The sequence below is a fragment of the Sphingorhabdus sp. EL138 genome (genome assembly GCF_945890115.1).
In the GTDB taxonomy this organism is placed as follows: domain Bacteria; phylum Pseudomonadota; class Alphaproteobacteria; order Sphingomonadales; family Sphingomonadaceae; genus Sphingorhabdus_B.
The window spans coordinates 23,992-39,479 of the sequence record NZ_CAMDCK010000011.1 but is presented as its reverse complement, the minus strand read 5'-3'; the positions used below and the strand labels follow the sequence as shown (position 1 = coordinate 39,479).

Below are 15,488 nucleotides of genomic sequence, written 5' to 3'. Positions count from 1 at the left end.
TTAGTCTCCGGCCTAGTGCGCCGCCCCCCAGCTTGGCCCAGTGCCGATTTCAATGCCCAAAGGCACCGTAAGCTTCACCAAAGGTTCCGCAGCATTGGCCATGACGTTGCGGATGATGTCGCTGGCGGCGGCGACGTCGGCTTGCGGTAATTCGAACACCAGTTCGTCATGCACCTGCAGCAGCATTTTAACATGCCCCAGCCCGGCGGCCTGCAATGCGGGCCCCATGCGCATCATCGCGCGTTTGATGATGTCGGCGCTCGTGCCTTGAATCGGCGCGTTGATTGCGGCGCGTTCGCTGCCCTGCCGTTCGGCTTGGTTAGGCGACGTGATGCGCGGGAACCATGTCTTGCGGCCAAAAAGCGTGGTCGAATGACCGCATTCGCGGACCGTGGCCATCGTTTCCTGAATATAATTGGATATGCCGGGGAAGCGTTTGAAATACGCATCGATCAGCGCCTGCGCCTCATCTGGGGAGGACTCCAGACGCTTTGAAAGGCCCCAGCGCGAAATGCCATAAAGGATAGAGAAGTTGATCGTCTTGGCGCGCCCTCTTGTATCGCGGTTGACTTCGCCAAACAGCTCAAGCGCGGTGCGGGCGTGGATATCCTCACCTTTTTCAAAGGCATCACGCAAGGGTTCAACATCGGCAAAATGCGCCGCCAAGCGCAGTTCAATCTGGCTATAGTCGGCGGACAGAATGACATTGCCGGCTTCCGCAATAAATGCGTCCCTGATCTGACGCCCTGTTTCGGTGCGGATCGGGATATTCTGCAAATTGGGATCGGTCGATGACAAACGCCCTGTCTGCGCGCCGACAAGGCTGTAGCTTGTGTGCACGCGGCCGGTTTTGGGGTCAATCTGCTGCTGCAGGCTGTCGGTATACGTCGATTTTAGCTTCGCCAATTGCCGCCAGTCGAGCACTTTGCGCGCGATCTCTATGCCTTGGCCCGCAAGGTCCTCCAACACAGTTACGTCGGTCGAATATTGCCCAGACTTGCCTTTTTTCCCGCCCTTATAGCCCATTTTGCCAAACAGGATTTCGCCCAGTTGCTGCGGACTGCCAATGGTGAAGATTTGCCCTGCAAGGCCGTGAATTTCCTTTTCAAGCAATTCCATTTGCACGGCGAATTCGGACGACAGCCGCGCCAGCGCCGCACGGTCCACCTTGATGCCCAGGCATTCCATTTTGGACAAAACGGGGACCAATGGGCGGTCAACCAGTTCATAAACGCTGGTCGCTTTTTCGGGGCTCAGGCGCAATTTGAGATGGTGCCACAAGCGCAAAGTCACATCGGCGTCCTCGGCCGCATAACGGGTCGCGTCGGACAATGGCACGGCGGCAAAACCAATCTGGCTTTTGCCTGTGCCCGTCACGCTTTTATACGATATGCATTCATGGCCCAAATGTGTCTTGGAAAGCTCATCCATGCCATGCAACTGACGTCCGGCGTCCAGTGCAAAGCTCATCACCATAGTGTCGTCATAAGGCGAAATCGGGACATTATGCCGCGCCAGCACCGACATGTCATATTTCAAATTTTGGCCGATTTTGAGGACGGTTGGGTCGCAGAGCAGTGGCCGTAACTTCGCAAGCGCGGCTTCCATTGGAATTTGCGTCGGCCGTTCGGCGAACATGTCGGTGCCACCATGCGCCAACGGGACATAGCATGCCTCACCCGGCGCAACCGCAAGGCTTAGCCCCACAAGGTTCGCACTTGCGGCCTGCAAGCTGTCGGTTTCGGTATCAAAGCCCAAAGTGCCGGTTTCGCGCGCGCGGGCGATCCAATGATCCAGCCGTGCGATATCGGTGACACATTCATAACTGGATGTGTCAATTTTCGGCATAAGCGCAGGGACGGCGGATGCCCCCATAGTCGGCGCGCGTTCCGCGCCGTCGCCTGCGTTCATCGCCTTGGGGTTGCCCGCAATCGCCTTATTGGCCGCAGCTGTATCCGCGACATGCCCAATGCGCTTCAACAGCGAATTAAACCCGTGATGCTGCAAAAACTCCGCCAAAGGTTCTTCGGGGATAGCACCCAGAACCATATCCTCCATCGCGATCGGCAATGGGCAGTCATCTTTCAACGTCACCAAAACCTTGGACAATCGGGCCTTGTCGGCATGCGCGATTAAATTGTCGCGCATTTTGGATGGCTTCATATCTGGTGCGGCGGCCAATACGCTTTCAAGGTCGCCAAATTCCTGAATTAGCTTGGTCGCGGTCTTTGGGCCAACGCCCGGGACGCCGGGGACATTGTCCACACTATCACCCATCAATGCGAGCACATCACCCACCTTGTCCGGACCAACGCCGAATTTTTCGCATACTTCCTCCGAACGGATGCGTTCGTTTTTCATCGTGTCGAACATGTCAATATGCGGTTCGACAAGCTGCATCAGGTCCTTGTCGCTGCTGACAATCGTGACATGCCAGCCAGCCGCGCAGGCCGCCTTGGCATAGCTTGCGATCATGTCGTCGGCCTCGACATCCTCTTCCTCAATCAACGGCAGGGAAAATGCGCGCGTCGCGTCGCGGATCATCGGAAATTGGGGCTTAAGGTCTTCGGGCGGGTCGGGGCGATGCGCCTTATATTGGTCATAAATCCGGTTGCGGAATGTCTGGCTGGATTTATCCAACACCACCGCCATATGCGTCGGACCATCGGCTTGGTTTAAATCATCCGCCAGCTTCCACAACATCGTCGTATAGCCATAGACGGCGCCCACCGGCTCCCCATGCTTATTGGTCAGCGGTGGCAGCCGGTGATAGGCACGGAAAATATAGGCAGAGCCGTCAACGAGGTAGAGATGCTTTTGGTCAGACATGCCCCTGCGATAGCAGGCCGTTTTGGCCAAGTCTTTTGCTAATTTACCGCTTTGGCATTGCGCAAAATTTTAACGAGACCCGCGCCACAAGATGAGCCCGCTTGCGATGATGATGCTCGCGCCGGCAAGGGACATGAGGTCAGGCCAATCGCCAAATAGTATAATCCCCAACCCAACAGCTATCAAAAGCTGAACATAGGTCATGGGCGCGATTTCTGCGGCAGACGCGCGCGTCGTTCCCATGAAAATCAACCAATGCCCAAAGCTTGCGGTGACGGCAACCAACGTGCAGCGGGCGATGATCGTCCAATCGGGCATCCCGACCATAAGCGCGTCAACACCAGAAAAATGGCCAATAAAGGCGGCGCTGAGGATGAAAGGCACGGCAATCGACGCCACCAGAAATTGCATCAGCAAGGGCGACCCTGCCCCCGCCACGGCGCGGTTGCCGATAATCATGAATGCCATGCTGATTGCCGCCGCCAGCGGCAGCAGCGCCGCCCAGCCAAGTTCGGCAACATTGGGCCGCATGATCAGCAGCACGCCGCCAAAGGCAACCCATATGGCCACCCATTTGGTCGCATGGGTGCGTTCATGCAAGAAAATGGCGCTGAAAACCGCTGTTATCATGGGGCTGGTAAACCCAATGGCCGTCGCGTCCGCCAACGGCATCAGAAATATGGAGGAAAAGAAACAGATCGTCGCCATGGCCACGGAAAATCCGCGCAACAACTGCACTTTGGGCATGGGCAAGGCAAAACCCTTCCGCCCTTCTTTCAGAAACAGCAAAGTGCCAAGCCCGATCGCACCAATCGCATAACGTAGCGCCGCGACAGCGGTACCCGGCCACGCCCCTGCGATTGATTTGATGACTGCATCGCCAATCGACAAAAGTGCAAAGCCGCACAGCGCGTATAAAAGGCCCGACCGAGCCGATGATGATGTCACGTACATTTCCCTAAAAGCTGCGCCGCCTTAATCGGCTTTGCGAAGAATAGAAAGCAGCGCCATCATCGCGCCATATCAATGCAAAATGACGCCAATTTTCAGCTTTGCTCAGCAGCTTTTGCACACCCGATTGAGCAAGGGTCATATCTTATTACAGGCCCTTAATGGCCAGTGCCACAGACAGCACCATTGCCAGAACCGAAAACACGGTAATGGTCGTCCATGGCATGAACCCCACATCTTCGATATTCATACGATTGTGACGGCGGCGATCAGCCAAGCTGCTGACCAGCACCGCTGACGCAAATATCACGGATGAAACCATCCACAGATGATCTTGCCAAACAAATTGTTCAAACCATTCCATGGGGACGCCCTTAATGCGGATTTATCCAGCAATGAAGGGCGAAGGAATCACTCGCCGGTTTGCGCGGACCGGAATTTGCTTTCGCACCCGCATCATGCTGTCGAGATCCAGATCAACCCACGCCAAGCCGGCTGCACTGCCCATATCCAGTAATATCGTGCCCCAAGGGTCGATGACAAGCGAATGCCCATAAGTTTGGCGGCCATCTTCATGCATACCGCATTGCGCCGCCGCGATGACGAATGCCGCGCTTTCAATGGCCCGTGCGCGCAATAATATATGCCAATGCGCCTCACCCGTGGGGACAGTGAAGGCAGACGGTAGCGCAAGGATATCAACGCCCGATTTGGCATAAGCGCTGAACAGATCAGGAAAGCGCATATCATAGCAGATCGCGAGCCCCATCAGGCCAAGGGGCGTTTGAACCATCACGGGATGCTCGCCGCCGATATAAGCGGATGACTCACGCCAAGTTTCACCCGACGCCAAGTCCACATCAAACAAATGCATTTTGTCGTAACGCGCCGCAATTACGCCGTCTGGAGAGATGATGATGCTACGATTGGCTAACTTCTCCGCGCCTTCGTCCAAAATAGGTATGGAGCCGATATGGACCCATATCCGATGTCGGGCGGCCGCCGCGATCAGGCTTTGCAGGGCCGCATTATGCAATTCATCTGCCATATATTTGCGCGCGCGCGCACGATCACGGTCGAGCAAAATCGACATTTCTGGCGCAAAATACATGGCCGACCCATTTTCGGCGGCTCTGGCAATCGCATCGGCCATGTCCGAAGCATTACGCATCGGATCAATAGAACTTGTCATCTGATGCAAAGCTATCCGCATGAAAAACCTAATAAATGATATCTAAATCGAAAATGACGTCGCTGGCGGACACTCATTTCACTGGGCAAGCAACATTGCAAGAAATATGCAACGCTGCGATATGCATTGATAAGGCCAATCTGCCCAACAAAAGCAGGGATATGGGAAAAACGAGATGACCAAGTAACGCAACATTCTGGAACGGCGATTAACCGATATTCCGGGGGTATAAGCGCTCACTTGCGCTTTTGGCGGATGTTTCCCATATTCCAAGTTATGGAAACACAATCGCACGCAAATCCGGTGACATGGTATGGAACGACCATATTATCCGTCCGCAAAAATGGCAAAGTGGTGATCGCTGGCGATGGCCAAGTGTCGATGGGCCAGACCGTGATGAAGCCAAATGCTAAGAAGGTGCGGCAATTGCATGATGGCTCCGTCATTGGCGGGTTCGCAGGCGCGACTGCCGATGCCTTCACCCTTTTCGAACGGCTGGAGCGCAAGCTTGAACAGCATCGCGGGCAATTGATGCGCGCGGCGGTCGAATTGGCCAAGGATTGGCGGACCGACAAATATCTGCGCAATTTGGAAGCAATGATGATCGTCGCGGACAAGGATGTGACCCTGATCCTGACGGGCAATGGCGATGTGCTTGAACCCAATGACGGCATTGCGGCCATTGGCTCCGGCGGAAATTACGCTTTGTCCGCCGCGCGCGCCTTGGCCGATTATGAAACGGATGCCGAAAAAATGGCGCGACATGCCATGAAAATAGCTGCAGAAATATGCGTCTATACCAATGACTATCTAACGGTCGAAACATTGGATAGCACGCAGTAGGCAACCGTCACTTGCCCACTTCACTTGCCAAATTCACTTGGCCAAATTCACTTGAACGCCGTTCGCAACTTCCCATGTAGGTCGTAATGAAAAACGCACTGACCCCAAAAGCCATTGTGGCTGCACTTGACGAACATATCATTGGCCAAGCGGACGCAAAGCGGGCCGTTGCGGTGGCGCTGCGCAATCGCTGGCGCCGCCAGCGGCTCGGTGCGGATTTGCGCGACGAGGTAACGCCCAAAAATATCCTGATGATTGGCCCCACGGGGTGCGGCAAGACGGAGATTTCCCGCCGCCTCGCCAAGCTGGCCGATGCCCCATTCATCAAGGTGGAGGCCACCAAATTCACCGAAGTCGGCTATGTCGGCCGCGATGTGGAACAAATTGCCCGCGATTTGGCCGAAGAGGCGGTGCGCTTAGAAAAAGAGCGCCGCCGCGAACATGTGCGCGAAGCCGCCGAGACAGCAGCGATGGAGCGCATACTGAAAACGCTGGCTGGCGATACGGCTAGCGAAGCGACACGCGAAGCATTCCGCCAGCGCATTCGCGAGCGGCATATGGACGACGTCGAAATTGAAATCGAAGTGTCCGACAACCCAGCGATGCCGATGGAAATACCCGGAATGGGTGGCAATGTTGGGATGATCAATCTTGGCGAGATGATGGGCAAGGCCTTTGGCAAGGACAATCTGAAACGGCGCAAGATGAAGGTCCCCGATGCGTGGAAGAAATTGGTCGAGGAAGAATCCGAAAAGCGTTTAGACCAAGACGATGTGAACCGCGTCGCGCTTGCCGATGCCGAGGCCAATGGCATTGTGTTCTTGGACGAAATTGACAAGATTGCGGTGTCGGATGCACGTGGCGGCGGATCGGTCAGTCGCGAAGGGGTTCAGCGCGACCTGCTGCCGTTGATTGAAGGGACCACCGTCGCGACCAAATATGGGCCGATGAAAACCGACCATGTATTGTTCATCGCCTCGGGCGCTTTCCACATTTCCAAGCCAAGCGACATGTTGCCCGAATTACAGGGCCGCTTGCCCATCCGTGTCGAACTGCGCGCGCTCGAGCATGCCGATTTTGTTCGGATTTTATCCGAAACCCGCGCCAACCTGCCAATGCAATATAAAGCCTTATTGGCGACCGAAGAAGTAACCTTGGAATTCAGCGATGACGCCATCGACGCCATTGCGCGCATTGCGGTGGACGTGAATTCTTCTGTTGAAAATATCGGCGCGCGGCGCTTGCAGACCGTCATGGAAAAGCTGCTTGAAGACATTAGCTATGACGCGGAGGACCGCAAAGGCGAGACGTTGAAGATTGATGCGGCCTATGTCAGCAAACAGCTTTCGGGCATCGCCAAGGACACAGACCTGTCCAAATATGTTTTGTAACCATGGCCGCGTTACCGCGCGGTGGTGACTGCTCCATCACCTGATTGCGGGGCAACGACAAGCTTCCACGCCTTGTCTTTGATAAAATAGCGTTGTGCCAATGCCTGCAAAATGGCCGGTGTTACATCATTATAGTCGCTGTACAGCTTGCCCAGTGCAACAAAGCGTTCGGGGTCATAGGCCGCCCCTTTTAGCTGATTCAGCCAAAAACTGTTGCCTGACGCCGCGCGCTCAATGGCTTGCTTGGTCGGCTCGACCGCGCGCTGCAATTCGTCGGCGCTCACGGGATTAGCCTTCAAGTCCGCTGCAACGGCGTCAGCAAAAGCGAAGAAACGGTCCACATCCGCAGGCTTAACTTGCGTATACGCCATCAAATACCCGCCGCTGTTAAAATCGAGCGGCCAATTGGCAGCCATGTCGGGGCTGTAGCTAGCGGCTTGTTCAGCGCGAAATTTTTCGAACAAGCGGTCGCGGAAGATTGCCGCCAATATTTCCAGCTGACGCCCCTCGGTAATGCCTTGAATGCCCCCGCCCGTTGGCCACGCCATAACCGCTGCCGATTGATCACTGGCCCCGCGATGCATCAGGCGCACAGGCGCGACCGTTGGCGCAGGGAATCGGACATTGCTGGCCGCTGCTGATACGGGCAATGGCGGGCGCGGGGCCATCGCACCGAAGCTTTTTTCCAATGCAGCGATTGCGTCCACTTTCTCAAAATCACCGAAAAGCAGAACTTCGATAGGACCCTGCGCCATCAAAGGCTTCCAATAGGATTCAAACTTCGCTGCATCAATTTTGGCCACGTCTGATGGGGTAGCCGCCTTCCAACGCGCATCCTTATTGCGCAGCAGATATTCCAGATCACGTTGCAAGACCGACGTCGCCGACATTTCAAAACTGGCATAGCCTGACGTTGCAAAGGCCTTGGCACGTTCAACGGGTGCCGCATCCCAACCGGGATGCTCCAGCTTGGTCGCAATTAAAATAAGCTGGTCGGCAAGATCATCTGGCCGCGTGTTTGCGCCAAATTGGAAAGCGTCGTCATCGACCGAAAAATTGAGCTCAATGCGCCGACCGTTGACCATCTGATCAATTTCGGTGCGTTTGATATTGCCAATGCCATTTTCAGGCAGAACCAATGGCCCAGCCCATAATAGATCGCCTTTGTCCGGATTTACGGCCTTATATCCACGGCCAAAGCGGACCAATATGCGGATCTGATCGCTTTCGGCTTTATTGGGATAGAGCAATGCGCGCACGCCATTAAACAGTTCCAGCCGCGTGACGTCCCATCGCGACAATAGCTCCTCCGCCACCAGCTTTCCAGGCGCACCCAATTGGGGCAGCGCGGCAAAGCCCATATTGTTTTCGGACAGGCGCGCCGTTGTATTTGCGGCCACCGATGCATTCAAGACCGCCAAAGCGCGATTATCCGCATCGGCTATGGTGGTCGGCGAAGAGACCATCAACCGGATGACATCGGCGCTAAAAAGCTTCTGTGTGGACTCCAAAAGCCGTTTGGGCGTGAACTTGTCTTGCATCCCTTCATACACTGCAACGACAGTTTTCGGGGCTGCCACTGTTTCGCGTATATCCACTGCGCTGACGATGTCATCCGCCTGCTTGGCGGCAGCTTCGAACGGATAGCTGTCGAGCATCGTGCGCAGCGCATTACCGAACAATGTCTTTTCGCGGTCAATATCCGCAACCGAAGGGGGTGTCGCAACTGCATCGGCAATGATCGCGCGGACATCACGCGTTGCGGCTTCCCATTGATCGCCAATGGGTGTCAGCGAAACCAATGTCGCATCGGCGGTGCGCGAAATATCTTCCTGCGCGATCTGTGCAAATAGGTAATTGCCGCCATTGCGCGCCTGCACCTCAAGCCTGCGGTTAATGATTTGCAGCGCCAAGGCATCGATCAGCAATTGTTCATTATAGAGTATCGTGTCGTTCACTTTGCGCCAAGGCCGCAGATAGGCAAGGCTGACCGTCGTCGGCAAAGTCGGCTCAATCAACACCCGCGCAGGTGTGCCTTGCGGACTGGGGTCACCAAAATCTGGCTCGGGTGCGCTTTGGCCCTTGCCCTTCCAATCGTTGAAATATTTCTGCACCAGATTGGCAAGCTTGGCCGGTTCCATATCGCCAGCCATGACGACAACGGCGTTTTCGGGCCGATACCAACGGTCATGAAAGGCAGCGAGGCGGATGGCATCTGCCGCCTGCAGCGTTTCTGGCGTCCCAATGGTCGACCGGTTTGCAAGGCGCTGCCCCTGAAAGGCATGTTGGCGCAGGGCGTCGCTGTAAATCATCTGCGCGCCGCTATTCTCCCGCAATTCGGCCAAAACAATCGCGCGCTCGGCATTTAACGCGGTTGGCGAAATCCGTGGGTTGCGGATCATGCCTGAAATGATTTTGACCGATTCATCCAGCTTTTCTGGCGTCGCATTGGGCAAATCGAGCTTGAAGACAGTCTGCGTCGGCGTTGTCTGCGCGTTGCTATCGCTGCCGAATGTGACGCCGAACCGCTGCCAAATGCGCTTTGCCTCGCCATCCGGAACGAAGGTGGATCCGCGAAACGACAAATGCTCGATGAGATGGGCAAAGCCTTGCTCGTCATTATTTTCATGCAATGCGCCCGCATCAATCCGCACACGAATGGAAACTTGCCCCGCGGGCACATCGTTTTTCTTGACCGCATAACGAAGCCCATTGGGCAGAACCCCAAATGTCCATGTGTCATCGACAGGGACGTCGCTGCCTTCATACAGCCATGGTTGCGCCGCTGCCTTGGTTGTCGCCGCCGCAACGGGCGCAGTTTGCGCATAAGCCGAAGGTGAGAGCAGCAAGGCTGCACAGATGAGAGCATAAGAAAGTTTGCGCATTACACTCCTCATAACGAGCGTGCAGCTTGACCGCACATGAACGTCCGAAAAAAACGATATCCCTATCACACTACAGTCTCATCATCCCGAATGTGTTTCGGGATAACAAACAGGTGGTTGTGCGATATCCCGAAACCCGTTCGGGATGACGAATGGTTTTTCGGACAATCCCGCTTAAATTCCACCGTCGACAGTATCATAACCCAAACCGCGCAGACCAAGTTGCAACGCCTCGACACATTCCGCCAATTTATGCGCGTCGGTGGTGCGGATAACGAAGTTCGCGCCAACCTTGCCCTCGCGGAAAAACGGGTAGCTGCCGATCTGGCATCCTTCATGATGCTTTTCGGTATCACCTAGCAACTTGGCAACTTCGCTTTCGGCGACCCAGCAACCGATTTGCTGCGACAGCAAAGGCGCACCGCCCTCCAATGTGCCGGTCAAAGCATCCAGCATGCCAGCCGTGATATGCGGCACGCCCGCCATGATGAAGATATTGCCATGGCGAATACCCGGCGCACCGGACATCTTGTTAGGAATAAGTTCTGCGCCATCAGGCACGCGCGCCATACGTAAACGGCCCGGATTGATGCCGCCACGTGTTTCATAATATGCGTGCAGGACCGCGCTCGCTTCGGGATGGATAACCACATCGACCCCCAAAGCAGCCGCAATCGCATCAACCGTAATGTCATCATGCGTTGGGCCAATGCCGCCTGTCGTAAACAAATAATCATTGCGCGCGCGCAGCGCGTTCACCGCCTCGACAATCGATTCCTCAACATCAGCGACAACGCGCACCTCTTTGAGGCGAATGCCTTGAATATTGAGCCAAAGCGCAATTTGGCTGACATTTTTGTCCTGTGTGCGGCCAGAGAGGATTTCATCGCCGATAATTACAAGGGCTGCGGTGTAGATGCGAGATTCTGTCATCCGCATCCGATAGCATAAATCACCCCCTCGCAAAGTGCGGATTATTGCCTTATATCGCTTGCATGGAACAATATGTAAGCGTGACGCCCCAAGAGGCGATGCAGGCCCGCGACGGGACCATCAAATTGCACGGGGCAGAAGGCTTTGACGGCATGCGCAAGGCTGGCCGCCTTGCCGCCGAAATCCTCGATGCCTTGGTGCCGCATGTCGTGCCCGGCGTAAGCACCGAAGAGCTGGACGACATTGTCCGCGCCATGACGATGCGCGGTGGCGCCGTTCCTGCGACCTTGGGCTATCGCGGCTATACGCATAGCTGCTGCATCTCGATAAACCACGTAATCTGCCACGGTATTCCCTCGGACAAGAAATTGAAGGATGGTGACATCGTCAACATCGACGTCACGCCGCAACTGGATGGCTGGCACGGCGACACCAGCCGCATGTTCTTGGTCGGCGATGTGCCGGTGAAGGCCAAGCGTTTGGTCGATGTGACCTATGAATGCCTGATGCTCGGCATCGAAGCCGCCAAGCCCGGCAATCGTGTCGGCGACATTGGCTATGCAATCCAAACCCACGCCGAAAAGCATCGCTATGGCGTGGTCCGCGACTTTTGCGGCCATGGCTTGGGCCAGTTGTTCCACGACGCCCCCGAAATCGTCCATGTCGGCCGCCCCGGCACGGGCCCAGAGCTGCGCCCCGGCATGATTTTCACGATTGAGCCCATGATCAACATCGGCAAGGCCGCAGGCAAAGTGCTTGACGATGGTTGGACGGCGGTAACGCGCGACCGCTCCTTAAGCGCGCAGTTTGAACATAGCATTGGCATTACTGAAGATGGCTGTGAGATATTTACCAAGAGCCTCAAGGGGTTTGATCAGCCGCCTTATTGAGGGGTTTTACCAAACATCGTCATGCTAAACTTGGTTCAGCATCCATCGTGCCACGCAGACCGGAGGGTTTAGAGGCGAAATGGACCCTGAAACGAGTTCAGGGTGACGGCGCGTTTTGGTCGAATTTACGGTTACAACCGCAACCCAGCCGTCTCGTCCAACCCAGCCATGATGTTTAGGTTCTGCACCGCTGCCCCGCTCGCGCCTTTGCCGAGATTGTCGAGCATCGCCAACAAGCGCACTTGCGCCCCGTCTTGCGACGCCAGCACATAAAGGTCGAGGCGGTCGGACGGGGCTTGGTCGGCGTGCATCAATAGTTCGCTTGGCGCAGCTTCGTTGTGCACCGTCACCACCGGCGACCCTGCATAATGCGCGGCGAGTGCGGCGCGCAACGCATCCGCGCTGCCTGCCCCAGCCATAGCCGATAGCGGCAAGGGCACTTCAACCACCATGCCGCGAAAGGCGCGGACGACGGCGGGTGCAAATATGGGTGCGTGCGTAAGGCCTGCGTGCGTCTGCATTTCGGGCACATGCTTGTGCGCCAGATCAAGGCCATAGCTGCGATAGCCGATATCCGCGCCCTCGCCTTCGAACCTTTGTATCAACGCCTTGCCGCCGCCCGAATAACCCGACACCGCGTTGACGGAGTACGGCCAATCGGCAGGAAGGAGGCCAGCCGCCACCAAAGGCGCGATAAGGCCCAAAAATCCGGTGGGGTAGCAACCAGGGATGCTGACCAACCGTGCCGATGCAATGCGTTCGCGCTGGCCCATGCGATATTCGGCAAAGCCATAAGCCCAATCGGGGTCAATACGATAGGCCGTGGACGCGTCAATGATACGCGTCGTGGCAGATGTCGTCATCGCCACCGCCTCTTTTGCGGCGTCGTCTGGCAAGCACAGAATAACAAAGTCGGCGTCGTTCAACGCTTCACGCTTCGCCGCCACGTCTTTACGCTTGGCATCATCCAAGGCGATCAGCGTGAACTCATCGCGGCCCGCCAGCCGGTCGGCAATCTCAAGGCCAGTGGTGCCCGCAGCGCCGTCGATGAAGATGGGTTTGGTCAAAGCGCAACCCGCTTATGCGCCAAAATCGCGACCTCATGCTCGGCAAAGCGTGCCGCTGCGTCTGCCAGTGGTTCCACGCTCACTGCCATTGCGGTGCCATTGGCGTGGATGATGTTGTCGGCGTCGGCCATGATGCCGACATGGCCGGGGAAGAATACCAGATCGCCGCGTTCCAGCGTTGCGCCTTCGGGCAATGCCGCGCCAAAATCGGCCATCTGCATATCGGCGTCGCGCGGGGCCATGATGCCTTTCAGGCCAAAAACCAATTGGACAAGGCCGGAGCAATCAAGCGAATCCCCGCTGCGTCCACCCCAGCTATAGGGCGTGCCGATAAGCTGCTCCGCAAGATCAGCGGGTGACGCTGCAACGCGCCCGATTTCAGAAACATGCGTATGCGGCACAAAACCATTTTCGCACGCGAGATAATTGCCGCACGCGCTAAGGTCGCCGCAAAGCAAACGCGCCCCCATAGGATAGCGCGCCAGCACAAGCGCTTTCGTCGATGGTGCCGCCACCAGCAAGGTCGCCGACGCGCTGACGATATGCGTTGCGGCAAAATCATCCCCCAGTTCGGCAAAGCGCAGATAGCCCAAATAACTGTCGTGCAGGCAATATCCCCATGCCCACTCGCCCGCGACATCCAGCACGGCAAATTCTTCGCCATGCATCAATGCGCTGATCGACTTGGATGTCGCATGCGCTTCGGCGTGGATTTGAGTGACGGGCGCGATACCCGTGCGCAACATTGGCACCGCATAATGCGGCGCGAAAAGCTTTCCAGCGAGGCTGATATCGGCAAGGTCGCCCCGGATCGGCGTTGTCCGTTTGTCCCCGACAAGGCTATGCCCGCTTAATGTGTAGATAGGCCGTGCCCCCGCCTGTATCTGACCGTCTGCCAACTTTTTATGTCCCCCAAATACGTCGCACCAGCGTAGGCTGGTGCCTATCTCGCCTGTCGTTCAAAACCGAGAGACGTGATGGGCCCCAGCCTACGCTGGGGCGACGAAAAATTTCTTCTAATGCCCTTAGCCGACGGGATAAGTTTCCGTCAAATAACGAAACACAGCCCGCAATCCAAGCGCCTCTCCACCTTTTGGTCGGCCGGGCTTGCTGGTGGGCCGCCACGCAAAGGTGTCGAGATGCACCCAAGGCACATCATCAGGCACGAATTTCTGCAAGAATAACGCCGCCGTGACCGCGCCAGCAAAGGCACCGCCGCTATTGGAGGTGTCGGCGATGTCGCTGTCAAGCATCTCCATATAAGGCGCCCAAAGCGGCATACGCCACATCGGGTCCCCCGCTGCCTTTGAAGCCGCGAGCATGGCATTTGCGATGCTTTCATCATTGCTAAACATCGCTGGCAAATCAGGGCCAAGCGCAACCCGCGCCGCGCCGGTCAGTGTGGCGAAATCAACGATCAACTCCGCCTGATCCTGTATCGCTTTGGTGAGCGCGTCCGCCAACACCAATCGCCCTTCGGCATCGGTATTGTCGATTTCTACGCTGATGCCCTTGCGGCTTTTGATGATGTCGCCCGGCCGCATGGCGTTGCCCGCTATGCTGTTTTCCGCCGCCGCCACGAGCATATGTAACCGCACGGGCAAATGCGCCGCCATGATTAGCTCCGCCAATGCCAAGGCATGCGCTGCGCCGCCCATATCCTTCTTCATCAGCCGCATGCCGGAGGCCGGTTTGATATCCAGCCCGCCGCTGTCGAAGGTAATCCCCTTGCCCACAATCGCGATGCGCGGGTGGCGCGGGTCGCCCCATTCCAGTTCAATCAAGCGCGGCGCATGTTCGCGCGCGGCGGCCTTGCCGACAGCATGGATAAGCGGATAGCCGGTTTCCAGCGCCTCACCAGCGGTGACTATGACGTCTGCCTTGTACGATTTTGCGATGCGCCTTGCCTCGGCCTCCAACGCATTTGGCCCAAGGTCGGCCGCGGGCCGGTTCACAAGATCGCGCACCAAAGCGGTTGCGGCGGCCTGCAATTCGGCCAAGGGAATCCGGGCGGGTTCGCGCACCAATAGCACGCGCGGCCCCGTCAGTTTTGGCTCGCTCAAATATTCATGGTAACGATATTGCCCAAGTATCCAGCCGAGCATAGCATCGCCCGCATCATAATCGGCAAGTCGATATGTGCCTTCAGGAAGGCTGTCTGCGGCTTTCGCAAGATGCCACACATTTGGTACAGCAGCATCCGAAACGCCAGCAACGACAGACCAATCCCCCGGTCTATCTCCGGGCAATATCGCTATATCGTTCGCATTGCCTTCGAACTTCTGCGCCTTGATCGCGGTTCGAGCCGCATCGGATTGCAGCGCGAGCCAGCTTTCAAAACGGCCCTTGTCCGTGACATGAATGAGGGTGGCGGCCTGGCCATTGTCAGGCTGGATCAGATTGTCGTAGCGCATGGGCAGTGCGATAGCGGGATTAGCACGCAAACGGGAGATATTTCAGAAATATTGCGTATTTTTCTGATGTGCGTGCTTTTTGGAGCAAATATC

12 protein-coding genes are annotated in these 15,488 nt (G+C 56.4%); 3 read left to right on the top strand and 9 right to left on the bottom strand.

The genetic code is table 11. The features are described 5' to 3' along the window. Positions 1-12: 12 nt before the first annotated feature. From polA to Q0O07_RS06840, 4 genes are all read right to left on the bottom strand, one after another. Complete coding sequence (polA, locus tag Q0O07_RS06855; RefSeq protein ID WP_295491914.1) at positions 13-2,829, bottom strand: DNA polymerase I; 2,817 nt, start codon at positions 2,827-2,829, stop codon at positions 13-15. A 69-nt stretch (positions 2,830-2,898) separates the two neighbouring features. Beyond that, positions 2,899-3,777 carry a DMT family transporter gene (locus Q0O07_RS06850; protein ID WP_295491912.1) on the bottom strand — a complete coding sequence of 293 codons (879 nt, stop codon included), beginning with the start codon at positions 3,775-3,777 and terminating at the stop codon, positions 2,899-2,901. Between the two features lie 151 nt (positions 3,778-3,928). Continuing rightward, positions 3,929-4,144 (bottom strand): hypothetical protein, encoded by a 216-nt coding sequence (locus Q0O07_RS06845; protein ID WP_295491910.1) that lies wholly within the window; start codon positions 4,142-4,144, stop codon positions 3,929-3,931. 21 nt (positions 4,145-4,165) lie between these two features. Continuing rightward, positions 4,166-4,993 (bottom strand): carbon-nitrogen hydrolase family protein, encoded by an 828-nt coding sequence (locus Q0O07_RS06840; protein WP_295491908.1) that lies wholly within the window; start codon positions 4,991-4,993, stop codon positions 4,166-4,168. 234 nt (positions 4,994-5,227) lie between these two features. Between Q0O07_RS06840 and hslV the strand changes: the two genes are divergently transcribed. Further along, positions 5,228-5,815 carry an ATP-dependent protease subunit HslV gene (gene hslV, locus Q0O07_RS06835; RefSeq protein ID WP_295491905.1) on the top strand — a complete coding sequence of 196 codons (588 nt, stop codon included), beginning with the start codon at positions 5,228-5,230 and terminating at the stop codon, positions 5,813-5,815. 86 nt (positions 5,816-5,901) lie between these two features. Beyond that, positions 5,902-7,206, top strand: a complete 1,305-nt coding sequence (gene hslU / locus Q0O07_RS06830) for an ATP-dependent protease ATPase subunit HslU (protein ID WP_295491903.1) — start codon at positions 5,902-5,904, stop codon at positions 7,204-7,206. Positions 7,207-7,217: 11 nt separating this feature from the next. On the opposite strand, the gene Q0O07_RS06825 is transcribed toward hslU, so the two are convergent. Further along, positions 7,218-10,091, bottom strand: a complete 2,874-nt coding sequence (locus Q0O07_RS06825; RefSeq protein WP_295491901.1) for a pitrilysin family protein — start codon at positions 10,089-10,091, stop codon at positions 7,218-7,220. A gap of 174 nt (positions 10,092-10,265) precedes the next feature. Further along, positions 10,266-11,024 carry a competence/damage-inducible protein A gene (locus Q0O07_RS06820; RefSeq protein WP_295491899.1) on the bottom strand — a complete coding sequence of 253 codons (759 nt, stop codon included), beginning with the start codon at positions 11,022-11,024 and terminating at the stop codon, positions 10,266-10,268. 62 nt (positions 11,025-11,086) lie between these two features. Between Q0O07_RS06820 and map the strand changes: the two genes are divergently transcribed. After that, positions 11,087-11,914: a type I methionyl aminopeptidase gene (map, locus tag Q0O07_RS06815; RefSeq protein ID WP_295491897.1), complete on the top strand. Its 828-nt coding sequence runs from the start codon at positions 11,087-11,089 to the stop codon at positions 11,912-11,914. Between the two features lie 131 nt (positions 11,915-12,045). Here map and argC read toward each other — a convergent pair whose 3' ends face one another. The 3 genes from argC to Q0O07_RS06800 form a co-directional block, all read right to left on the bottom strand. Next, the gene (gene argC / locus Q0O07_RS06810) at positions 12,046-12,981 is read right to left on the bottom strand and encodes an N-acetyl-gamma-glutamyl-phosphate reductase (RefSeq protein WP_295491895.1); all 936 of its coding nucleotides are present in this window, start codon (positions 12,979-12,981) and stop codon (positions 12,046-12,048) included. Next, on the bottom strand, positions 12,978-13,880 hold the full coding sequence (locus Q0O07_RS06805; RefSeq protein WP_295491893.1) for an NlpC/P60 family protein: 903 nt from the start codon (positions 13,878-13,880) through the stop codon (positions 12,978-12,980). The genes argC and Q0O07_RS06805 overlap by 4 nt, the downstream gene beginning before the upstream one ends. 126 nt (positions 13,881-14,006) lie before the next feature. Further along, positions 14,007-15,395, bottom strand: a complete 1,389-nt coding sequence (locus Q0O07_RS06800) for a M17 family metallopeptidase (RefSeq protein WP_295491891.1) — start codon at positions 15,393-15,395, stop codon at positions 14,007-14,009. Between the last annotated feature and the right edge of the window lie 93 nt (positions 15,396-15,488).